At 70.4% G+C, this 17,918-nt stretch carries 15 protein-coding genes and 4 tRNA genes; 10 read left to right on the plus strand and 9 right to left on the minus strand.

The genetic code is table 11. From position 1 onward, the window contains the following. The first annotated feature begins 11 nt into the window (after positions 1-11). Positions 12-1,076 carry an ABC-2 transporter permease gene (locus PS467_RS22400; protein ID WP_311036758.1) on the plus strand — a complete coding sequence of 355 codons (1,065 nt, stop codon included), beginning with the start codon at positions 12-14 and terminating at the stop codon, positions 1,074-1,076. 252 nt (positions 1,077-1,328) lie between these two features. Here the strand turns inward: PS467_RS22400 and PS467_RS22405 are convergent, their stop codons facing one another. Further along, positions 1,329-2,420 carry a DUF1152 domain-containing protein gene (locus PS467_RS22405; RefSeq protein WP_311036759.1) on the minus strand — a complete coding sequence of 364 codons (1,092 nt, stop codon included), beginning with the start codon at positions 2,418-2,420 and terminating at the stop codon, positions 1,329-1,331. A gap of 223 nt (positions 2,421-2,643) precedes the next feature. Between PS467_RS22405 and PS467_RS22410 the strand changes: the two genes are divergently transcribed. Further along, the gene (locus PS467_RS22410) at positions 2,644-3,075 is read left to right on the plus strand and encodes a hypothetical protein (protein ID WP_311036760.1); all 432 of its coding nucleotides are present in this window, start codon (positions 2,644-2,646) and stop codon (positions 3,073-3,075) included. Between the two features lie 81 nt (positions 3,076-3,156). Here PS467_RS22410 and PS467_RS22415 read toward each other — a convergent pair. Together PS467_RS22415 and PS467_RS22420 are read right to left on the minus strand one after the other, a co-directional pair. Next, positions 3,157-3,230, minus strand: a tRNA-Phe gene (locus PS467_RS22415). A 4-nt stretch (positions 3,231-3,234) separates the two neighbouring features. Then, positions 3,235-3,309, minus strand: a tRNA-Asp gene (locus PS467_RS22420). A gap of 560 nt (positions 3,310-3,869) precedes the next feature. Between PS467_RS22420 and PS467_RS22425 the strand changes: the two genes are divergently transcribed. Continuing rightward, positions 3,870-5,153 carry a sulfite oxidase gene (locus tag PS467_RS22425; protein WP_311036761.1) on the plus strand — a complete coding sequence of 428 codons (1,284 nt, stop codon included), beginning with the start codon at positions 3,870-3,872 and terminating at the stop codon, positions 5,151-5,153. Between the two features lie 16 nt (positions 5,154-5,169). On the opposite strand, the gene PS467_RS22430 is transcribed toward PS467_RS22425, so the two are convergent. From PS467_RS22430 to PS467_RS22440, 3 genes are all read right to left on the minus strand, one after another. Beyond that, on the minus strand, positions 5,170-5,991 hold the full coding sequence (locus PS467_RS22430; RefSeq protein WP_311036762.1) for a DUF1684 domain-containing protein: 822 nt from the start codon (positions 5,989-5,991) through the stop codon (positions 5,170-5,172). 206 nt (positions 5,992-6,197) lie between these two features. After that, a tRNA-Glu gene (locus PS467_RS22435) sits at positions 6,198-6,273 on the minus strand. 81 nt (positions 6,274-6,354) lie between these two features. After that, positions 6,355-7,974: a metallophosphoesterase family protein gene (locus tag PS467_RS22440; RefSeq protein WP_311036763.1), complete on the minus strand. Its 1,620-nt coding sequence runs from the start codon at positions 7,972-7,974 to the stop codon at positions 6,355-6,357. Positions 7,975-8,100: 126 nt separating this feature from the next. On the opposite strand from PS467_RS22440, the gene PS467_RS22445 reads away from it, so the two are divergent. From PS467_RS22445 to PS467_RS22465, 5 genes are all read left to right on the plus strand, one after another. Further along, on the plus strand, positions 8,101-8,451 hold the full coding sequence (locus PS467_RS22445) for a metallopeptidase family protein (RefSeq protein ID WP_180990685.1): 351 nt from the start codon (positions 8,101-8,103) through the stop codon (positions 8,449-8,451). Between the two features lie 411 nt (positions 8,452-8,862). Continuing rightward, positions 8,863-9,447, plus strand: coding sequence for a hypothetical protein (locus PS467_RS22450; RefSeq protein ID WP_311036764.1), 585 nt, complete (start codon positions 8,863-8,865; stop codon positions 9,445-9,447). A gap of 272 nt (positions 9,448-9,719) precedes the next feature. Next, positions 9,720-12,140: a DEAD/DEAH box helicase gene (locus PS467_RS22455; protein WP_311036765.1), complete on the plus strand. Its 2,421-nt coding sequence runs from the start codon at positions 9,720-9,722 to the stop codon at positions 12,138-12,140. A 181-nt stretch (positions 12,141-12,321) separates the two neighbouring features. After that, positions 12,322-12,394 (plus strand) — tRNA-Lys (locus tag PS467_RS22460). A gap of 262 nt (positions 12,395-12,656) precedes the next feature. Next, positions 12,657-13,724 carry a right-handed parallel beta-helix repeat-containing protein gene (locus PS467_RS22465; protein ID WP_311036766.1) on the plus strand — a complete coding sequence of 356 codons (1,068 nt, stop codon included), beginning with the start codon at positions 12,657-12,659 and terminating at the stop codon, positions 13,722-13,724. Between the two features lie 89 nt (positions 13,725-13,813). On the opposite strand, the gene PS467_RS22470 is transcribed toward PS467_RS22465, so the two are convergent. The 3 genes from PS467_RS22470 to PS467_RS22480 form a co-directional block, all read right to left on the minus strand. Then, positions 13,814-14,377: a hypothetical protein gene (locus PS467_RS22470; protein ID WP_311036767.1), complete on the minus strand. Its 564-nt coding sequence runs from the start codon at positions 14,375-14,377 to the stop codon at positions 13,814-13,816. A gap of 310 nt (positions 14,378-14,687) precedes the next feature. Then, entirely contained in the window at positions 14,688-15,194 is a 507-nt protein-coding gene (locus PS467_RS22475) for a hypothetical protein (RefSeq protein WP_311036768.1), read from the minus strand. 205 nt (positions 15,195-15,399) lie between these two features. Next, positions 15,400-15,750 (minus strand): hypothetical protein, encoded by a 351-nt coding sequence (locus tag PS467_RS22480; protein ID WP_311036769.1) that lies wholly within the window; start codon positions 15,748-15,750, stop codon positions 15,400-15,402. A gap of 644 nt (positions 15,751-16,394) precedes the next feature. Between PS467_RS22480 and PS467_RS22485 the strand changes: the two genes are divergently transcribed. Both PS467_RS22485 and PS467_RS22490 read left to right on the plus strand, forming a co-directional pair. After that, positions 16,395-17,165: a DUF6227 family protein gene (locus tag PS467_RS22485; RefSeq protein ID WP_311036770.1), complete on the plus strand. Its 771-nt coding sequence runs from the start codon at positions 16,395-16,397 to the stop codon at positions 17,163-17,165. 217 nt (positions 17,166-17,382) lie between these two features. After that, complete coding sequence (locus PS467_RS22490) at positions 17,383-17,793, plus strand: hypothetical protein (protein WP_311036771.1); 411 nt, start codon at positions 17,383-17,385, stop codon at positions 17,791-17,793. The last annotated feature ends 125 nt before the right edge of the window (positions 17,794-17,918 follow it).

The following is a 17,918-nucleotide window of genomic DNA, read 5'->3' on the forward strand; positions in this document are numbered from 1 at the left end:
AGCGTGGCCTCATGGCCGATGACCTGGCGCAGCGCCCAGACCCCGAGCGTCGATCACCGCGATCGGTGTGGACCTCCTTCAAACGGTCCCCGTACTTCCCCGCGACCGTCATCGTGTTGATCATCTCCGCGGGCGCGGGACTCTTCGCGGGCTCGTACACCTACGCCTTCGCCAACCCCACGCCCCGGAAGATCCCCACCGCCGTGGTGGTCACCGACGACGGCACCGCCGCCCCGCGGCACCGGTTCATCGCCGGGATGGAGAAGGCCCTGAACGCCTCCCTGCGGCTGCACGCCTACCCCTCCGACGAGCAGGCCCGCTGGTCCCTGGAGGAGCAGCGGGTCTTCGCGGTCCTGCGGATGCGCGACCACGGGGTGCGGCTGGACGTCGCCAGTGCGGCGGGGTCGAGCGTCGCCCAGGTGCTCACCCAGGCGGCCGTGAAGGTCGGCCGGGCCGCCAGGGTGCCGGTCGAGGTCACGGACGTGAAGCCGCTCCAGCGCGGCGATCCGCGCGGCCTCGCGGTCTTCTACATCTCCCTGGCCGCCACCATCATCGGCTTCCTCGGCGCCATCCAGCTCAGCGTGAACGCCTCCGGGCTCAACCCGGGCGAACGGATCCTCTTCATCATCGCGTACGCCCTGCTCGGCGGGTTCACGATCGCGGCGATCGTCGACTGGGGGCTGGGCGCGCTGCGGCTCCCGTTCCCCGAGTCCTGGGCGATCCTGGCGCTGACGATGTTCACCTCGGGGCTGGTGTTCTCGATGTTCAACGTCCTCTTCGGACGCTGGGCGCTCATCCCCACCTGGGGTCTGATGGTGCTCCTCGGCAACCCCTCCTCCGGCGGCGCCGTCTCCTGGCCCCTGCTCCCGTCCCTCCTCGGCACCATCGGCCGCTGGCTCCCGCCGGGCGCGTCGGTCAACGCCCAGCACACCGCGATCTACTTCCGCCAGCACCAGCACGCCTTCCCCTTCCTGGTGCTGGCGGGCTGGTGCCTGGTGTCCGCGGTGGTCTTCTGGACCTGGCGCCACCGCCACCCGGGCGGCCGACCGCCGAGGGCGACGCCGACGAGGTGCTGAGGGGGGAACGGGGCCGAAGGGGGAGGGTACGAACACGGACGCCGCGGACGCGGGGCGCAGTGCGCCGGACGTCGGACAGACGAAAAAGACCCTCCCCTGATGATCAGGGGAGGGTCTTCATACCGGAGCGCCGAGCAGGCCTTGCACCTACATCCCTCGTTTGGAGACGAGTATCTTTCCTTAGACGACCGACGCATCAACTCCCGCCCCTCGGGGCGGCGTTGCGAGATCAACTGTACCCCATCCGAGCGATCACAGTCGCCACAGCGGGGCGTCATACCGCTCGGGCTGAGTCCCGATCAGCAAAGCCCGCAGGTCGGCGCGTTGGGCACCGCTGAGGCCGAGGACCTCGGTGAGGCGGCGGAAGGTGGTGTGGCTGACCCCCCGGGCGTGGGCCTCCTCCGCGTATCGGGCGACCTGGTCGAGTACGGCCCTGGGCCGGAACGGTCCCTCGGGCGTCGCCCGGAACCGCGCGGCCTTCTCCCGTTCGTAGTCGATCTCCGAGTATCCGCAGACGTCCCGGCAGTGCCCCTCGGCCTCGGCGAGGCCGGTCGTGTCGGCGATGGCGCCGGCGAGCAGGTTCCGGCGGAACGCGGCGTCGAGATCCGCCTCGTGCACCACGGGCCCGTCGTCCGTCAGCGGGATCGTCAGCCCCGCGTCCCGTACCTCGCACAGCCCGCGCACGCCCCGCGCCGCCGCCGTGAGCATGCCGGTGGCCTCCGACGGATGCCATTCCATGACGGGGCCGATGGGCGCGACGTCCTCGGCGGTCAGCGTATGGACCACCGCCCCGAGCCGTTCGCGCAGCACCGCCACCGGAATCTCCCCGTCCAGCCCCGGCCCGGCGACCAGCAGCCGGATCTCCGCGTCGACCTGGGCACACGCGGCGAGCGACAGCGCGTCCCCGAGCGGGCTGCGCAGCGTCGGCTCATCACCCCGCGCGAGGATGTCACCGCCCACGTCCAGCAGGTCGACCGACGCCGGGGCCAGGTGCTCGATCACCTCTTCCAGCTGCCGGACCATGCCCGTCACCCCGTGGTGGGGATCGAGCAGGGCGAAGGTGTGCGGCAGCTCGGCGGCCAGCCGGGGCAGTGTGGACCCGGCCGGCGCCACCGGTTTCGCGTCCTCGGGCACGGCGTACACGCTGGGTGTCAGTGCCCGCAGCCCGGTGAAGCCGACGGCTCCCCGGGGCCCGGGAACGGGGTCGACGAGCAGCCGGTCCCAGGCGTAGGTCAGGACCACGGCCCGGTCATCGGCCGTCCCGTCCCGGTACAGAGCCCGATCGATCACCGCGGCGGCAACGGCGTCCCCGCCACCTCCGCCCGCCACGATCAGCCGCGTCATCCGCCCAGCGTACGGCGGGCACGGCCGATACCGGCGTACCCGCCCGCCTCTTCTGGCCGCCGAGCTCCGACGGCGCGGGCGCGCCCGTACGCCCCGCACGCTTCCCACCTTCGTGGGATTTGCATACTTTCATGCCTTACTCTCTGCATTGCCTGGTCACGCTTCTCACGGTGTCGGCTCCGCCAGGGGCCCGTGACGAAGGGAAGACACACAGAAGACACACATGCGTGGAAGGCTCGTCATCGCTGCCGCGGCATTGACCATGGCGCTGACGCCAGGCGTCGCGTCGGCAACACAGGGCGGCGAGGACAGCGGCGTCCAGCACAGCGGCGTCCAGCACAGCGGCGTCCAGACGACCGATTCCGACCGCGTCGAGGCGCCCGTCCCCCACGAAACCCCCCGCCCCGGCGCCGGAGTGCCCGGGTACGAACTGGTCACACTGCCCAATGAGAACGTCCCGAACTTCCAGCGGCGCACCGTGTACTGCCCTCAGGGAAAGAAGGTCATCGGCGGCGGCGCCGAGGCACGGGGCGACACCGCCATCCTCGTCGGCAGCTTCCCCACCGACGACGGAAGGGGCTGGATCGGCCTGGGCCGGCAGACCGCCACCGACAACATGGGCATCAGCGTCTTCGCCATCTGCGCCTACGTCTGACCGACGCGGCGTAGTGACCACACGACGAAAAGCCCCCTCCGGATACACCGGTAGGGGGCTTTGCCCTGGTGAGGGCTGCGGTGGCTGGGGCCGGGGTCGAACCGGCGACCTTCCGCTTTTCAGGCGGACGCTCGTACCAACTGAGCTACCCAGCCGCAGCGGTCCTGACGGGATTTGAACCCGCGGCCTCCACCTTGACAGGGTGGCGAGCACTCCAAACTGCTCCACAGGACCTTGCGTGTACGAGCACGAGTCTCGCACATGGTGGCGTGTGCTCCCAACGGGATTTCCCGCCGTGGATTCACACTCCTTTGCGACGTTCGAACCGGGGCTTGATTTTTCTCCGCCGCGTCGTTGTCGCTGGATCAGCGTATCAGACCTCCGACCCTGTTCTGACCGCTCACCGGGCGGTGGGGAGGGCAGGCGGCGGCGGGGGAGCCGAATGCCCCGCGTGATCGAATGGGTGCGGTGTGTAACCGTCGTGGGTGGTTTGGCCATCGGCCGTAGGGCTGACGCTGTATCGATTCCGCCCTACGATGAGCCTGTGCATTCCAGCAGCCCGGTGATGGCCGCCGTATGTGACGGCGCGCAGAGGTGTCCGGCCCTGTGCCGAGCCTGCCGTTGTTGCTGCTGTTTCCTCTGTTGCCGCTGAGCACGCCCGGGGCGAGCGAGCCCCGGAGGTCGGTCTCAGCTTCTCCGCAAGCTCCGCAAATCTCCGTAACAGAGTCTCCGTAACAGGACCTCTGTACGTGTCCTCGTACGCGTCCTCGCACAGAACAGGACTGTGGACTGCCATGACACACGTCCCCCGCACCCCCAGGGGCGAAGAAGCCTCGTATGACCGTGAGCGGCTGCGGCAGTGGCTTGCCGGACAGGCCAGAGCCGACGGGGTGTCCCGTCGGCGACTGCTCACGCTGCTCGCCGCCGTGCCCGCGGCAGCCGGCCTTCCCCCGGTGTCCCGGGCCGCTGCCACCACCCCGAAGGCCGCCGGGATCGTCAAGCCCCTCCCCGACTCGTGGTTCACCGTGCGCGGCACCAACGCGGAGACCAAGTGGGAGTCCCTGAGGGGCGTCGGCTATCACACCCCCATCGACCGGTTCTTCGTCCGTAACCACACCAGCACCCCCGTACTCGACGCCACGACATGGCGGCTGAAGCTCTGGGGCAGTGGACTGCGCGGTGCGCCCGGGGTCGATCGGGCGGTGGAGTTCGGGCTGGAGGAGCTGCGCGCGATGCCCTCGGTGACCCGCTCGGCTTTCGTCGAGTGCGCGGGCAACGGTCGCGGCTACTACGCCACCCAGCAGGGCCAGACCGTCACCGGCACCGCATGGACGCTCGGCGCGGTCGGGGTCGCCCGGTGGCGCGGGGTGCGGCTGGCCGAGGTGCTGCGGCGGGCCGGGCTCACCGGGACCGCGGTGGACGTCATGCCGCGCGGCCTGGACGACGAGTACGTCACGGACGGCGTCAACCTGGGTCGCGTACGGCGGCCGCTGCCGCTGGCCAAGGCCCTGGACGACGTGGTCCTCGCGTATGAGATGAACGGCGAGCCGCTGCCGTACGACCACGGCTACCCGGTACGGGTCCTGGTACCCGGCTGGGTGGGGATCTCCTCGATCAAGTGGGTCGGCGATATCGAGGTCTCCGCCGAACCGCTCTTCTCCCCCTGGAACACCGACTTCTACCGGCTGTTCGGCCCCGACCACCCCGATGGCGGCAGCCCACCGCTGACCCGGCAGACGATCAAGAGTGCCTTCGAACTCGCGGTCGGCGCGACCTTCACCGCAGGCCGGACACACCAGCTGCACGGCAGGTCGTGGTCCGGCGCCGGTGGAGTACGGGATGTCCAGGTCAGCACGGACGGCGGCGCCACCTGGCGGCCGGCCCGCCGCCGGGACGCCCCGCGTCCGGACGGCTGGGTGCGGTGGAGCCTCCCATGGCGGCCCTCCGCGCCGGGGCCGGCCGAACTGCTCGCCCGTGCCACCGACACCGCGGGCCGCAGCCAGCCCGATCAGGCGGTCTACAACACCCAGGGCTATCTGTTCGACGCCGTCGTCCGGCATGCCGTGACCGTCGTCTGACGCCGGGGCGGGCGGGTCAGGGCTGTCCGCCGCGCTCCAGGGGGATGCGCTCGCCCGCCTCGATCGCGAGCGGCAGCCGGTTCTCGGTGGGCGGCAGGGGGCAGGTCGCGAGGTCGGTGTAGGCGCAGGGAAGGTTCGTGGCGCGGTTGAAGTCGAGGGTGACCCGGCCGGCGTCGTCGGGGGCGTCGATCTGGAGGGAGCGGTTCGCCGCGTACGTGGTCACGCCGGAGGTCGCGTCGGTGAAGAGCACCAGGAGGCTGCCGGGGCGCCTGCCGTTGAAGGCGGTGAGCCGGAAGGTCTCGCCGTTCAGTTCGAACTCGACCTGTCCGGGCGCGTCGTAGACGTGCTCCAGTCCCTCCACCGCGGCGCCCACGGTCACCGCGCGCGGCGCGTCGAAGGGGAGGTAGCGGCCGGTGCGGACCCAGCGGGGGTCGGGGGTGTAGGCGGGAGTGCGGGTGTAGGCGGTGCGCAGCGGGTTGCCGGGGTGGCGGGGGCGGATGATGTCGTGGCCGCCGCGCTTGGCGACCTCGATCACCGCGTCGCCGTACCTCGGGTACACGCTGTCCCGCTCGGCGATCACGCCGAAGACGTACCGGCCGCGCACCACCGTGCCGTCGACGGTCAGCTCCTCGCCCTCGGCCAGCTCGACCACCACGCCGTCCGGGCCGCTGGACCAGGCCCCGGGAGCGTCCTCGAAGCGGGCCGGCTCCGGGCTCAGCCACCGCAGGCTGGTGATCGCGAGAAAGCCGTGCGGACTGGCGAGCGCCTGCTCGTGGTCGCGGTGCCACCGCTGCCACTCCTCGGCGAAGCTCACCCGGTCGACATCCTGGACGGTCATCTGCGCTCCCTCGTGTGGGGTCTGCGGCGGGTCCGCTGCGTACAACCACGTCGGGGAGGAAGCCATTCCGGGGGCCGGGGGCCGGGGGCCGGGGGGTGGGGTCGGGAGCTCCGGTGGCTTCTGCGCGTACCGATCCGTGCGTACCGATCCGGGCGTACAAAAAAGTCACCGGCAGGTACGTTCCGACCTGCGGTGACTACATAAGGTGGTGCCCCCAACGGGATTCGAACCCGTGCTACCGCCTTGAAAGGGCGGCGTCCTGGGCCACTAGACGATGAGGGCCGATGGCCCACCTGGGCGCCTCGCGGCGCTTTCGGGGACGCGAGAAGCATATGGGATGCCGGTGAGGTTCGCCAAAACGGTTTACGGAGTGGTGGGCGTCGGCGTGGCCCCCGGCCGGTTCTCGGCCGGCAAATGGCGGCTGACCTCCGCCTTCGCCAGGCCCAAACCGCCCAGATCGATCTCGTCCCACGCCTGGAGCCGTCGGGTGTCCCGGTCCAGATAGAGGACCGACGCCTGCACCTTGTCCGGTGTGCCGTCGTCCACCGCACGCAGCCCGCTGCCGCCCGTCGAGCCCTCCGTCATCAGCCGGGTACCGCCCGGCAGCACCTCCGTACGGCGGTGGTGGACATGCCCGGTGAGGGCCAGCGGCACGGTGCCGTCGGTCTCCCGGGCGGCGATCGGGTTGTGGGCGAGGGCGATGTCGACCGGGGCGCCGGCGGCCTTGCGGGCCCGGATCGCCTCGGCCAGCCGCCGTCCGGCGCGGTGCTCGACCGCGTCGCCGGCGGCCGCGGCGGACCGGTCGGGGGTGAACTGCGGGTCGCCGATGCCCGCGATCCGCAGCCCGCCGACGGTGATCACCTCGCCGTTGTCCACGACATGCGCCCCCTTGCGCCGGGCGAGGTAGCGCTGGGTCGACGCCGAGTCGTGGTTGCCGCGTACCCAGACATAGGGGGCGCCGAGGTCGGAGACGGGGTCGAGGAAGCCGTTCTCGGCGGAGGTGCCGTGATCCATCGTGTCACCTGTGTCGACGATCACATTGATCTTGTACTGCCGCACCAGCGATTCCACGATGTGCCACGCGGCCGGATTGAGATGGACGTCCGAGATGTGCAGCACCCGCATGGTGGTCGGGTCCGGCTGATACGCGGGGAGCGTCGAGGTCGCCTCGTAGAGCTGGGTGACGTTGGTCACCATCCGCGCCAACTCCCGCTGGTAGACGTCGAAGTCGGTCACGATGCTGCGCGCGTTGCCGACCATCGAGGGGGCGCTGGAGAGCAGCCCGGAGTAGCGCGGCTCCAGTACGGACTTCGGGTTCCAGGTCGCGTATGCGGCGCCCCCGGAGGCGATCAGCAGCGTGAGCGCGAGCCCCCCGGCGGCCATCGCCCGGCGCGGGCGGCGGTAGACGGCCAGGCCCAGCGCGGTGGCGCCGAAGACGACGGCGACGCAGGAGCGGAACGCGAGGTCGAGGGTGCCGTGGGTGACATCGCCGGCGACCTCGTCCTGTAGCCCGGAGAGCCGCTCGGGATGGTCGACGAGGGCCTGGGACCGTACGGGGTCGAGCCGGTCCACATCCACGTCGAGGCGGAGCGGGGCGTGGTGGCTGTTCAGCTCGAGCGCGCCGAGCGGGGCCACGTTGATCTTGGTGCCGCCGGTGAGGGACGGCCGCAGCGCCATCCGGGTGTCCATGGGGCCCACGGAGATGTGGACGCTGCCGACCACCAGCAGTCCGATCCAGGCGCCGAGGACGGTCACGGCGGCCAGCCCGGCGGCGCGGACGAGGGGGCGAGGGCGCGCGGTGGAATCGAGCGCCGCGTGGTCGAGCGCCGTCGGATCGAGGGAGGGGGTGGATGAGGGGATGGGCGAGGGGCGGCGGAGGAGGCGGAAGCGGCGGAGGGGGCGGAAGCGGCGGAGAGGGACGACGGCCGCGGTACGTGCGCGCTGAGCGGTGGCGCGGAGCAGCCGGAGCGGTTCGCGGGCCATTGATCCCGTATGCCCGGCCGCGCGAAGGCGTATGCCTGGGCGTGCGGAGGCGTATGCCTGGGCGGTGGCGCGGATACCTTGGCGCGGACCGCGCCTTTCCGGGCCGGGCTGCCCGACAATGGCCTCGTGCTGGAGATGACGCGCGAGGAGTTCGAGGAACTGGTCGCCGAGGCGCTGGACCGGATCCCGCCGGAGCTGACACGGCTCATGGACAACGTGGCCGTGTTCGTGGAGGACGAGCCACCGGCGGACGACCCCGAGTTGCTCGGGCTCTACGAGGGGACGCCGCTCACCGACCGGGGTGAGTGGTACGCGGGCGTCCTGCCGGACCGGATCACGGTCTACCGGGGGCCGACGCTGCGGATGAGCGAGACGCGGGAGGACGTCGTCCAGGAGACCGAGGTGACCGTGGTCCATGAGATCGCACACCACTTCGGGATCGACGACGCCCGGTTGCACGCGCTGGGCTACGGCTGACTTTGGGCACGGCTGGCGTTGGGCACGGCTGGCGTTGGGCACGGCTGGCCCCCGTCCCTGGCTACGCCCGGCCCCGGGCTACGGCTGGCCCCGGGCTACGGCCGGCCCGGCGCCCGGCTGTTCCCGGCTACGGCTGATCCCGGGCGGCTGCTCCCGGTGACGGCTGTTCCCGGTGACGGCCGATCCCGGGTATGGCGGTCCCCGGGCGCGGCTGATCTCGGTGACGGCCGACCCCGGGCACGGCTGATCCGAGCTACGTCCGCCGCCGGACATCGGCAGGGTCCGGGCTACGGCCGACGCCGGACGTGCGGTCTACGGGACGGGCCGGGTCCGTACCGTATGCGTGTCCTGGGCGGGGCGGGGCCAGTTGGGCAGGGCGTCACATCACTGCTGCCTGGAGGTGTCCCGCGCATGCCCGGATTCCCCGCTCCTCGCACCGCCCGTTCCCCTCGGACCTCCCGGCACGCGCCCCGTGCCGCGACGCGCGGGGCGGCGGTCGCGGCGCTCGTGGCCGCGGCGATGGCGCTGGGCGGCTGCATGAGCATCTCCGACGATCCCGAGCGGCCGGACAAGCACCGCGGCTCCCATCAGAAGGGCGAGGCGGCGGACACGGGCGGCGCCGTGGTGCGGTCGGACAGCAGGGGGCATGCGGATGCAGGTTCCGATCAGGATGACAAGGGCGGGAAGGACGGGAAGGGAGAGAAGGGGAAGAAGGAGGGGGAAAAGGGCGAGCATCGGAAGGACGGCGAGGACCGGTCGGCCTCGGCCTCCGCCACCGACCCTGAGGCCGCCCCTTCGGTCCCGTCCGGCGGGGCCGGGGCCCCGCACCACCGCCCGGCCCCCTCGGCGCCGCCGCAGCCGGGCGGCGCCGACCCGTCCGATGCGGCCCCCGCGCCCCGGCCGTCGAGTCCGCCGCCGAGCGCACCGGACCCGAAGCCGACCGACGCCGAGCCCGCGACCCCGCCCGCTTCTCCGTCCGATCAGTCGGCGGGCTAGGCCAGGAGACGCGGCACAGGGGACGCAGCACGGGGGACGCGGCACAGGGGACGCGGTGCAGGGGACACGGCGCGAACGGAGCGCATTTGCTCTTGAGGGGGGAAGGTGCGTATGGTGGTAGATCGTTTGATCCCATTTGCCCGGCGCCTTGGAGAAGTGCGCCGTGAGGCGCGTTCCTTGCTATCCCGTGGCTGACCGCATCGAGGCGGTTGTTTGCGACATCACACGGAGTTTGGGCGCGTGCCGAGACTCCGGAAGGTTTCGCATTTCGCATGTCCGTTTCCACTGACCACGCCGTCATGCCCACCCTCGACGAGCCGACTGAGGCGACCGCGTCGACTGAGCTGACCGCGTCCGCTTCGGCCGAGCAGGCCGTACCGACTGAGCAGGCCGTGCCGAGCGAGCCGACCGCGTCGGCCGAGCAGGCCGACCAGACGCCGTCGTCCGAGCACACCGCCCACGCCGAGCCGTCCGAGCACGCCGCCACGGAAGCCTCCGAGACCCCTAAGGCGCCCGACATCACTTTCGCCGACCTCGGCCTCCCCGAGCAGATCGTCCGCAAGCTCGCGCAGAACGGCGTCACCACGCCCTTCCCGATCCAGGCCGCGACCATCCCTGACGCCCTCGCCGGACGCGACATTCTCGGCCGCGGCCGCACCGGCTCCGGCAAGACCCTCTCGTTCGGCCTTCCGCTGCTGACCACGCTGGCCGGCGGCCACACCGAGAAGAAGCGCCCCCGCGGTCTGATCCTCACCCCGACCCGTGAGCTCGCGATGCAGGTGAGCGACGCGCTTCAGCCTTACGGCGATGTGCTCGGCCTCAAGCTGAAGGTCGTCTGCGGTGGCACCTCGATGGGCAATCAGATCTACGCCCTGGAGCGCGGTGTCGACATCCTCGTCGCCACTCCGGGCCGGCTGCGCGACATCATCGAGCGCGGCGCCGCGTCCCTCGACAAGGTGCAGATCGCGGTCCTCGACGAGGCCGACCAGATGGCCGACATGGGCTTCCTGCCGGAGGTCACCGAGATCCTCGACCTGGTGCCGCAGGGCGGGCAGCGGCTGCTGTTCTCCGCGACGCTGGAGAACGAGATCGACACCCTGGTCAAGCGCTACCTGGTCGACCCGGTCACCCACGAGGTGGACCCGTCCGCGGGCGCCGTCTCGACCATGACCCACCATGTGCTCGTCGTGAAGCCGAAGGACAAGGCGCCGGTCACCGCCGCCATCGCGGCGCGCAAGGGCCGCACCATCATCTTCGTGCGGACCCAGCTGGGCGCCGACCGCGTCGCCGAGCAGCTGTGCGACGCGGGCGTACGTGCCGACGCGCTGCACGGCGGCATGACGCAGGGCGCCCGCACCCGCACCCTGGCCGACTTCAAGGACGGGTACGTCAATGTGCTCGTCGCTACGGACGTCGCCGCGCGCGGTATCCACGTCGACGGCATCGACCTGGTGCTGAACGTGGACCCGGCCGGTGACCACAAGGACTATCTGCACCGCTCCGGCCGTACGGCGCGGGCGGGCCAGAGCGGCACCGTCGTCTCGCTGGCCCTGCCGCACCAGCGCCGCCAGATCTTCCGGCTGATGGAGGACGCGGGCGTCGACGCCTCCCGCCACATCGTGGGCGGTGCCGGAGCCTTCGACGAGGACGTGGCGCGGATCACCGGTGCGCGTTCGCTCACCGAGGTGCAGGCGGAGGCGGCCGCGAACGCCGCCAAGCAGGCCGAGCGCGAGGCGCAGGACCTCACCCGGGAGCTGGAGCGGGTGCAGCGGCGTGCGGTCGAGCTCCGCGAGGAGGCCGACCGGCTGGCCGCGCGGGCGGCCCGCGAGCGCGGCGAGACCGTCGTTCCGGCGGAGTCGGCGGAGTCGGCGGCCGAGGCCGGGGCGGCGGTGGCCGAGGCCACGGTGACGCTGCCGGCGCAGCGTACGGCGGAGCCCGCGACCGTGCCCGCCGCCCAGGCGGCGGCCGCCGAGGGCACGGGCACCGCCGAGGCGCCGCGCCGCTCCTCGTACGACCGGGACCGGCGCGATGACCGCCGTGACGACCGTCGGGACGATCGCCGTGATGACCGTGGTGGCCGTTCCTTCGACCGCCGGGACAACGACCGTGGCTTCGGCCGGGACCGCCGTGATGACCGTCGGGACGACCGTGGCTTCGGCCGGGACCGCCGGGACGATCGCCGTGATGACCGTGGTGGCCGCTCGTTCGACCGCCGGGACAACGACCGTGGCTTCAACCGGGACCGGCGCGATGACCGGCGCGATGACCGTCGGGACGATCGCCGCGATGACCGTGGTGGCCGTTCCTTCGACCGTCGCGACAACGACCGTGGCTTCGGCCGGGACCGCCGTGACGATCGCTCGTTCGGCCGCGACCGCCGGGATGACCGCGGTGGCTTCGGCCGCCGTGACGACCGTGGCGGCCGCCCGTACGAGCGCCGCGATGACCGCGGTGGCTTCGGCCGGGACCGCCGGGACAACGACCGTGGCGGCCGTCCCTTCGAACGCCGCGACCACAACCACCGTGGCGGGGACCGTCCGTTCAACCGGGACCGCCGCGACGACCGCCCGGCCCGCCGTGACGACCACCGGGGCGGCGGCACCGGCGGCCGTCCCTACGAGCGCTCCCACGGCTCGCACGACCGGTCCTTCGACCGCCGTGCCGACAAGCCGCGCTGGAAGCGCAACGGCTGATCGGCCCGACCGGAGAAACCTGACCGGAGAACCTGATCGGGGAGCCTGGTCGAGGCGTCTGACCGGCGTCTGACCGAGGCGTCAAGAGGGCCGTGCAACACCGTGCTGTTGCACGGCCTTTCGCTCCCGGAGGGTATTGGCTCGGGTGTTGGCCCCTGGCCGAGCTATGCTGCGGGGGTGCGGGTCATTAGCTCAATTGGCAGAGCAGTGGACTTTTAATCCATTGGTTCAGGGTTCGAGCCCCTGATGACCCACCTCGGAGACCGCAGGCACCATCGGTGACCTGCGGTTTCCTCGTCCCTGAGGGTCCGCTGCCCGCTGTCCGCCGCCCGCTGCCCGTCGTCCGGGCCCCGGAGCCGGGGGCGGGTCGCCCTCCGCCTCGTACGCAAGATCGAGTCTCACTCGACCGGCGCTTGAGCGGGTGCCGATCGCTGCTCGACCGCAGAGCCTGAACCTGCTGCTGCTCAGGAACGCGTAAGGAGACGGCTCGTGCGACTCGTGACAACGATCCGGGGGTTGATCCCCATCATGGCGCTGGCGGTATCGGCATGGGCGGTTTCCGCTCCGGCCTCCGCCGAGGGAAAGGGCGGCGGGGGAGGGGACGGCGAGCAGGCGGTCCCGGTGCCCTGCGGGGACGCGGCGGCGCTGGTCGCCGCGGTCAACGAGGCCAACAGCTCGGCCTCGGGCGGGGGCGTCGTCCTGGCCACGGGCTGTGTGTACACACTGGGTTCGGCGGCGTACACCGGTCCCAACGGGCCCGACGGACTGCCGCTCATCACCCGCGACGTAAGCATCACCGGCATCCAAGCGACCATCAGACGCAGCGCGTCCGCCGCAGACTTCCGGATCGCGGAGGTCGCGCCCGGTGGAAGCCTTACGGTCAACGGCGTGACCCTTTCGGGCGGCCGCGCGACCTCGGGGGCGGGCACCGACGGCGGTGGCGTCCTCGACCGGGGCACGCTGCGGCTGGCCCAGTCCACGGTCACGGGCAACACCGCGAGCAACGTCGGCGGTGGTATCGAGGTCGCCTCGGGCGGCTCGGCGGTGCTTTCGGGCACGGATGTGACGCATAACTCCGCTGGGGACGGTGGCGGTATTCACGTCAATACCTCGGCCACTCTCAGTGTCTCGGGCGGCACCATTTCCGACAATATCGCCGACAGCTCGGGCGGCGGCCTCGAAAACTATGGAACAACGCTGCTGAGCGCCGTCACGGTGCAGCGCAACAGAACGACGAACTTCGAGGGCGGAGGTATTGTCACCTCGATCGGAGATCTCACGATCAACGGCAGCCGGGTGCTCGAGAACACCGCCGGCAGTTTCGGTGGCGGTATCGCCAATATGGGCAGTGCACTGCGGGTGCTGTCCACCACGGTGTCCCAGAACGCCGCCACGCTGAACGGCGGCGGTGTCTTCCAGCACGCGGGCACCACACAAATGATCAGCGACGCCGTTACCGGTAATACGGCCAATGGCGGTCAAGGTGGCGGGATCTTCACCGACGGCGGCGCGATCTCGCTCACCGCGACCACGGTCTCGGGGAACAACCCGAACCAGTGCGTACCGGCCCTCGCGGGATGCTGAGAAAAGAGGCGTGACGACCGCTGAACGCCGCGGCGCCCCCGGAAGTCCTGCTTCCAGGGGCGCCGCCTGCCTGACCGCGTGCTCGACCGTCAGTGCTTGCAGTCCTTCTTCTTCGCCTTGGCCTTGGTGTGGTGCTTCTTGGCCTTGTGCTGGTCCTTGGCCTTGTGGGACTGCTTGGTCTTGTGCGAGTGCTTGGCCTTGTGCGGCTCCTTGGCCTTGTTGTGGTGCTCCTTGGCCTTGTGCTGCTCCTTGGCCTTCTGCTTCTTCGGCGGGTTCTGATGCACGACCACGATCGGCTCTTCCGCGACCGCGATGTTGGTGCACTTGGCCCCGGCCTCGACGTTGCCCGTCGGGGAGGCTCCACCCATCTGGGAGATGGCGCCGGTGGTCGTGTCGCAGTCGTTGGCCTGGAGGACCGAACCGCTCACACCCTTGGCGAAGTTGATGCAGTCCGCACCGGTGGTGATCTCCCTGGTGGGAGCCATGCCCCCGACCTGGGTGGTGGCGCCCTGGTTCAGGTCGCAGGAGTTGAGCTGAGCGGTGCCGCCGACGTGCGGGGAGAGACCGTGGGCGCTCGCGCTGCCGGCGCCGCCGACGACCATTGTGCCCGCGGCCGCCGCGGCCATGAGAGCTACCTTCTTGCCGATCTGCATTGTGCTGGTGCCTCCATATCAGGGTCTCCGCGAATGATCCGCAGACACCTCATCAACGAGATACCAAAGATCGGGATCCGGAATTACCGAGAGCATCACCCGTCCGCCACAGTAAAGGTATATTCAGTCGGTGGTGAAGTCGGTGAAACCATCCGGGTCGAGCCGAGAGGAGTCGGCCCATGGCGGGACGGACCGTTAATCATCACAACATGAACGCGACCCCGGGGTAATTCCCCCAGGGCCGCGTTCACGATGAGCGGGGCGCTCCCGGAGCTCGGGGTGAGTTCCGGAAGTGCTCAGCGATTCAGGGCTACTGGCGACCGCCCTGACTGCCGCTCTTCCCGCTCTTCGCGCCGTCCGCGCTCTTCTTCTGCTTTCCGTTCTCCGGTTCGGAGCTCGCCACATTGACGCAGTTGGCCCCGTTTTTGACCTCGCCGGGGCCGATGGTGATCGGGCCGACCACCGAGGTCGAATCACAGTCGTTGGTCTGCTTCCTCACGTGACCCGACTTGCTGATGTTGACGCAGTTGGTCCGGTTGTCGACCTCGCTTCCGGGGGCCAGCGCGATGGTGATCGGGCCGATGACGGAGTGGGTACGGCAGCGGTTCTTCTGCTCCGCCACGCCCGACTCGGCATAATTGACGCAGTCGGTCTCATTGCTGATTTCGGTCGGACTGGCGGCGACCGTGACGGGGCCGATTGCGGAACTGGTGTCGCAGCGATTGCTCTGGCTCCCGCCGTTGGCGCCGGCCACGAGGCCGGGACCGGGGTCGGCGGCGTCGGCTCCGCCCGTGCCGCTGATGAGCAGCGCGCCCACGGCCGTCACAAGAAGCGCCGTCCTTTTGCGCATGTGCATAAAGCCTCCAAATTGGCTTTCCGGGCGGTGCGCTCAGCACTGTCACCGGAAGCCCTTTTCGTGGCAGCGGCCCTGGAAGGAAGACTTCCAGGGCCGCGATTCCCAACGGGGGGATGCCTCACGGTGTGGCCGCCGCGGGCGGGAACACCGTGAGAGAGTCAGCGACTCAGGGGTTGTCGTTGACGGCGATGTTGGCGCACTTGGCGCCGACATTGACATCGCGCGTCGGGGAGGCTCCACCCATCTGCATGATGGGCCCAGTTGTGGTGTCGCAGTTGTTCTCCTGAAGCACCGCCTGCCCCTGGATGTTCGTGAAGTTGACGCAGTCGGCCCCGACCTCGACCTCCCCCGTGGGCGCCATACCGCCGACCTGGGTGATGGCACCGGTGTGCGTGTCACAGTTGTTGATCTGCGCGATCAAGTCGTCGTGGTTGTTGGCCAGGGCACCGCCCGCGCCACCGATGACCAGAGCGCCGGCGGCTGCGGTGAGGAGAACTGCCTGCTTGCCGATGTTCACTTGATTCCTCCGTCTGGGTTGCTCCGCGAATTCACGGACGCATGACACAACGAAGCTCATCAGTTAAGGCTTCGGGGTGCCAGTCAGCTTCACCCGTCCGGCATAGCGCGGCTCTTCCGGGGCGTGTTCTCCGAGAATCCCGCTAAGGGGGACCAATACACGAGCCATTTGGCCCAGCGAACATCTGAGTTTCTTTTATGTGGATGGCGGAGACGGTCATCGGGCGGACGGATCCGGGAGACGGGAGCGGCGGGACGGATCCGGGGGACGGGAGCGGCGAGACGGAGCCGGGGGCGGCCCTCGGCCGCTCGACCGCCGGCCGATGGCGCGGAGGCGGTGGAGGCGGCGCAGGCGGTGGGGTGGCGCGCCGATGGCGGGAGCGGTGGCGCGGAGGCGGCAGGGAAGCGGCGGGGAGGCGTCCCCGCGGTGACCGGCCGGGTCGCCCATCCCCCTGCCTCCGGACTTGTTCGACCAGTCGGACGAGTGATACATCCAGGCTTTCCGGCGCAGGAGTGAGTGAGGCACAGTCAATCGACAGCTTCGCCGAACCGCAGCGCGGCGTGTGTTCACGCCGCTACGCTAAGTGCGCGAGGTGGTCGCCCGGGGGGCGCGGCGAATCAACGCCGGGAGGCGGGAGGAGAGACATGGGGCACTCAGGAGCGGACGGTACGCCGTCCGAGCTGATGGACGGGCTGCTCGCCCGTGCGCAGAACGGCTTCGAGATCGGCGAGGCGGTGCTGGCCCAGGCGCGGAGCGCCCTGATGCACCAGTCCGAGCTGCGGTCCTGCCGGCAGTGCAACGAGCAGCGCGGCCAGCTCGGGTACAGCACCTACCGGCATGTCTTCCTGCTCCCCGACGGCAGCAGCCTGCTGCTGTGGGAACTGGAGCACAACACCGGCGAGGAGAACCGCCCGCTCCACGAGCTCTACGCGGACGAGGACGCCCTGGCGCTGGCCGAGCGCCGCGTCCATGAGCGCATCGGTGGCGCCCGCTGGGAGGAACTCGACGGATTACCCCTGTGGCTTCCCGATCAGCTGCTGCACACGGCCGAGCCGGTGGAGAGCTCGCGTGCGTATGTGGCCGACGATTCGGCCGACCACGCCCGCCGTGTCCTGCGCCGCGCGGAGAACGCCGACCGTCCGGGCGAGGAGACCGAGCGGCTGCTGGCCACCGCGTTCGCCCATGACATCGCCCTCGCGCCCAAGCCCCGGCGCCGCTCCGGCGGGCCCGATGCCACCTGGTGCCGCTTCTATGAGCACGCCTTCCTGCTCGCCGGAGGGGACGAGATCGTGCTGTGGGAGCTGGAGCACAATCTCACCCGCGACGGACGGCTGGTGTGCGAGGTGTACCTCGACGAGGTTTCGGCGGAACTCGCGGCCGACCGCCACGCCCGCGCGCTCGGTGTGGACCTGTAATCATTTGATCGTTAGATCTTATTGGGTGATGCATTTGCGCGCCTCCGGTGCCGCGCGGATCGCCGTTCGTTCAATGTGAGCGTCTGGCTTGTTCGCGGATCGGCTTTTCTGGAGGAACCAAGTGAACATCGGAATGAAGGCAGCTCTCCTGTCCGTAGCGGCAGGCGCTCTGGCCCTGGGGAGCGCGGGTGGAGCGTCCGCCCACGGCCTGGATAGCTTGGGAGCGATCCAGACCAACGCGTGTGACACGGCCACCGGCGCCATCATCAGCGGCGCCCTGGGCGCCCCGACGGGCGACACCGATGTCGGCTCGGAGTGCATCAACTTCACCAACTCCGACGCGGCCGTCCAGAGCAACGACTGCGACACCGCGACCGGCCCGATCGCCGGCTTGGGTGTGCTCTCCCCGACCGGCGACATCAACGTCGGCAGCAAGTGCGCCAACATCGCCGTCGACGACACCTCCGACGACACCTCCGACGACAACAGGGGCCACGACAACAAGGGCCACGACAACAGGGGCCACGACAACAAGGGCCACGACAACAAGGGCTACGGCACCAAGGGGCACGACAACAGGGGCCACGACAACAAGGGCTATGGCGGCGGCCAAGGTAACGGATTCTGAGTCCGGGCGAACGCCATGCTTGGCGAGTGGCCCCGGAGGCATGCCCTCCGTGGCCACTCGGGTTCCAGCACACCACCATCACCGATCTGGAAACGTCGCCTGACGCCCCCACATGGCCGACACCG

Source organism: Streptomyces luomodiensis (assembly GCF_031679605.1).
GTDB classification, from domain to species: Bacteria; Actinomycetota; Actinomycetes; order Streptomycetales; family Streptomycetaceae; genus Streptomyces; species Streptomyces luomodiensis.

What these genes read in the sequence shown, in the direction of transcription:
- PS467_RS22400 (WP_311036758.1), top strand. Translation starts at nt 12, where the DNA reads ATGGCCGATGACCTGGCGCAGCGCCCAGACCCCGAGCGTCGATCACCG.
- PS467_RS22430 (WP_311036762.1), bottom strand. Translation starts at nt 5,991, where the DNA reads ATGACCGTCCAGGATGTCGACCGGGTGAGCTTCGCCGAGGAGTGGCAG.
- PS467_RS22450 (WP_311036764.1), top strand. Translation starts at nt 8,863, where the DNA reads ATGCCCGGATTCCCCGCTCCTCGCACCGCCCGTTCCCCTCGGACCTCC.
- PS467_RS22410 (WP_311036760.1), top strand. Translation starts at nt 2,644, where the DNA reads ATGCGTGGAAGGCTCGTCATCGCTGCCGCGGCATTGACCATGGCGCTG.
- PS467_RS22470 (WP_311036767.1), bottom strand. Translation starts at nt 14,377, where the DNA reads ATGCAGATCGGCAAGAAGGTAGCTCTCATGGCCGCGGCGGCCGCGGGC.
- PS467_RS22405 (WP_311036759.1), bottom strand. Translation starts at nt 2,420, where the DNA reads ATGACGCGGCTGATCGTGGCGGGCGGAGGTGGCGGGGACGCCGTTGCC.
- PS467_RS22485 (WP_311036770.1), top strand. Translation starts at nt 16,395, where the DNA reads ATGGGGCACTCAGGAGCGGACGGTACGCCGTCCGAGCTGATGGACGGG.
- PS467_RS22455 (WP_311036765.1), top strand. Translation starts at nt 9,720, where the DNA reads ATGTCCGTTTCCACTGACCACGCCGTCATGCCCACCCTCGACGAGCCG.
- PS467_RS22425 (WP_311036761.1), top strand. Translation starts at nt 3,870, where the DNA reads ATGACACACGTCCCCCGCACCCCCAGGGGCGAAGAAGCCTCGTATGAC.
- PS467_RS22440 (WP_311036763.1), bottom strand. Translation starts at nt 7,974, where the DNA reads ATGGCCCGCGAACCGCTCCGGCTGCTCCGCGCCACCGCTCAGCGCGCA.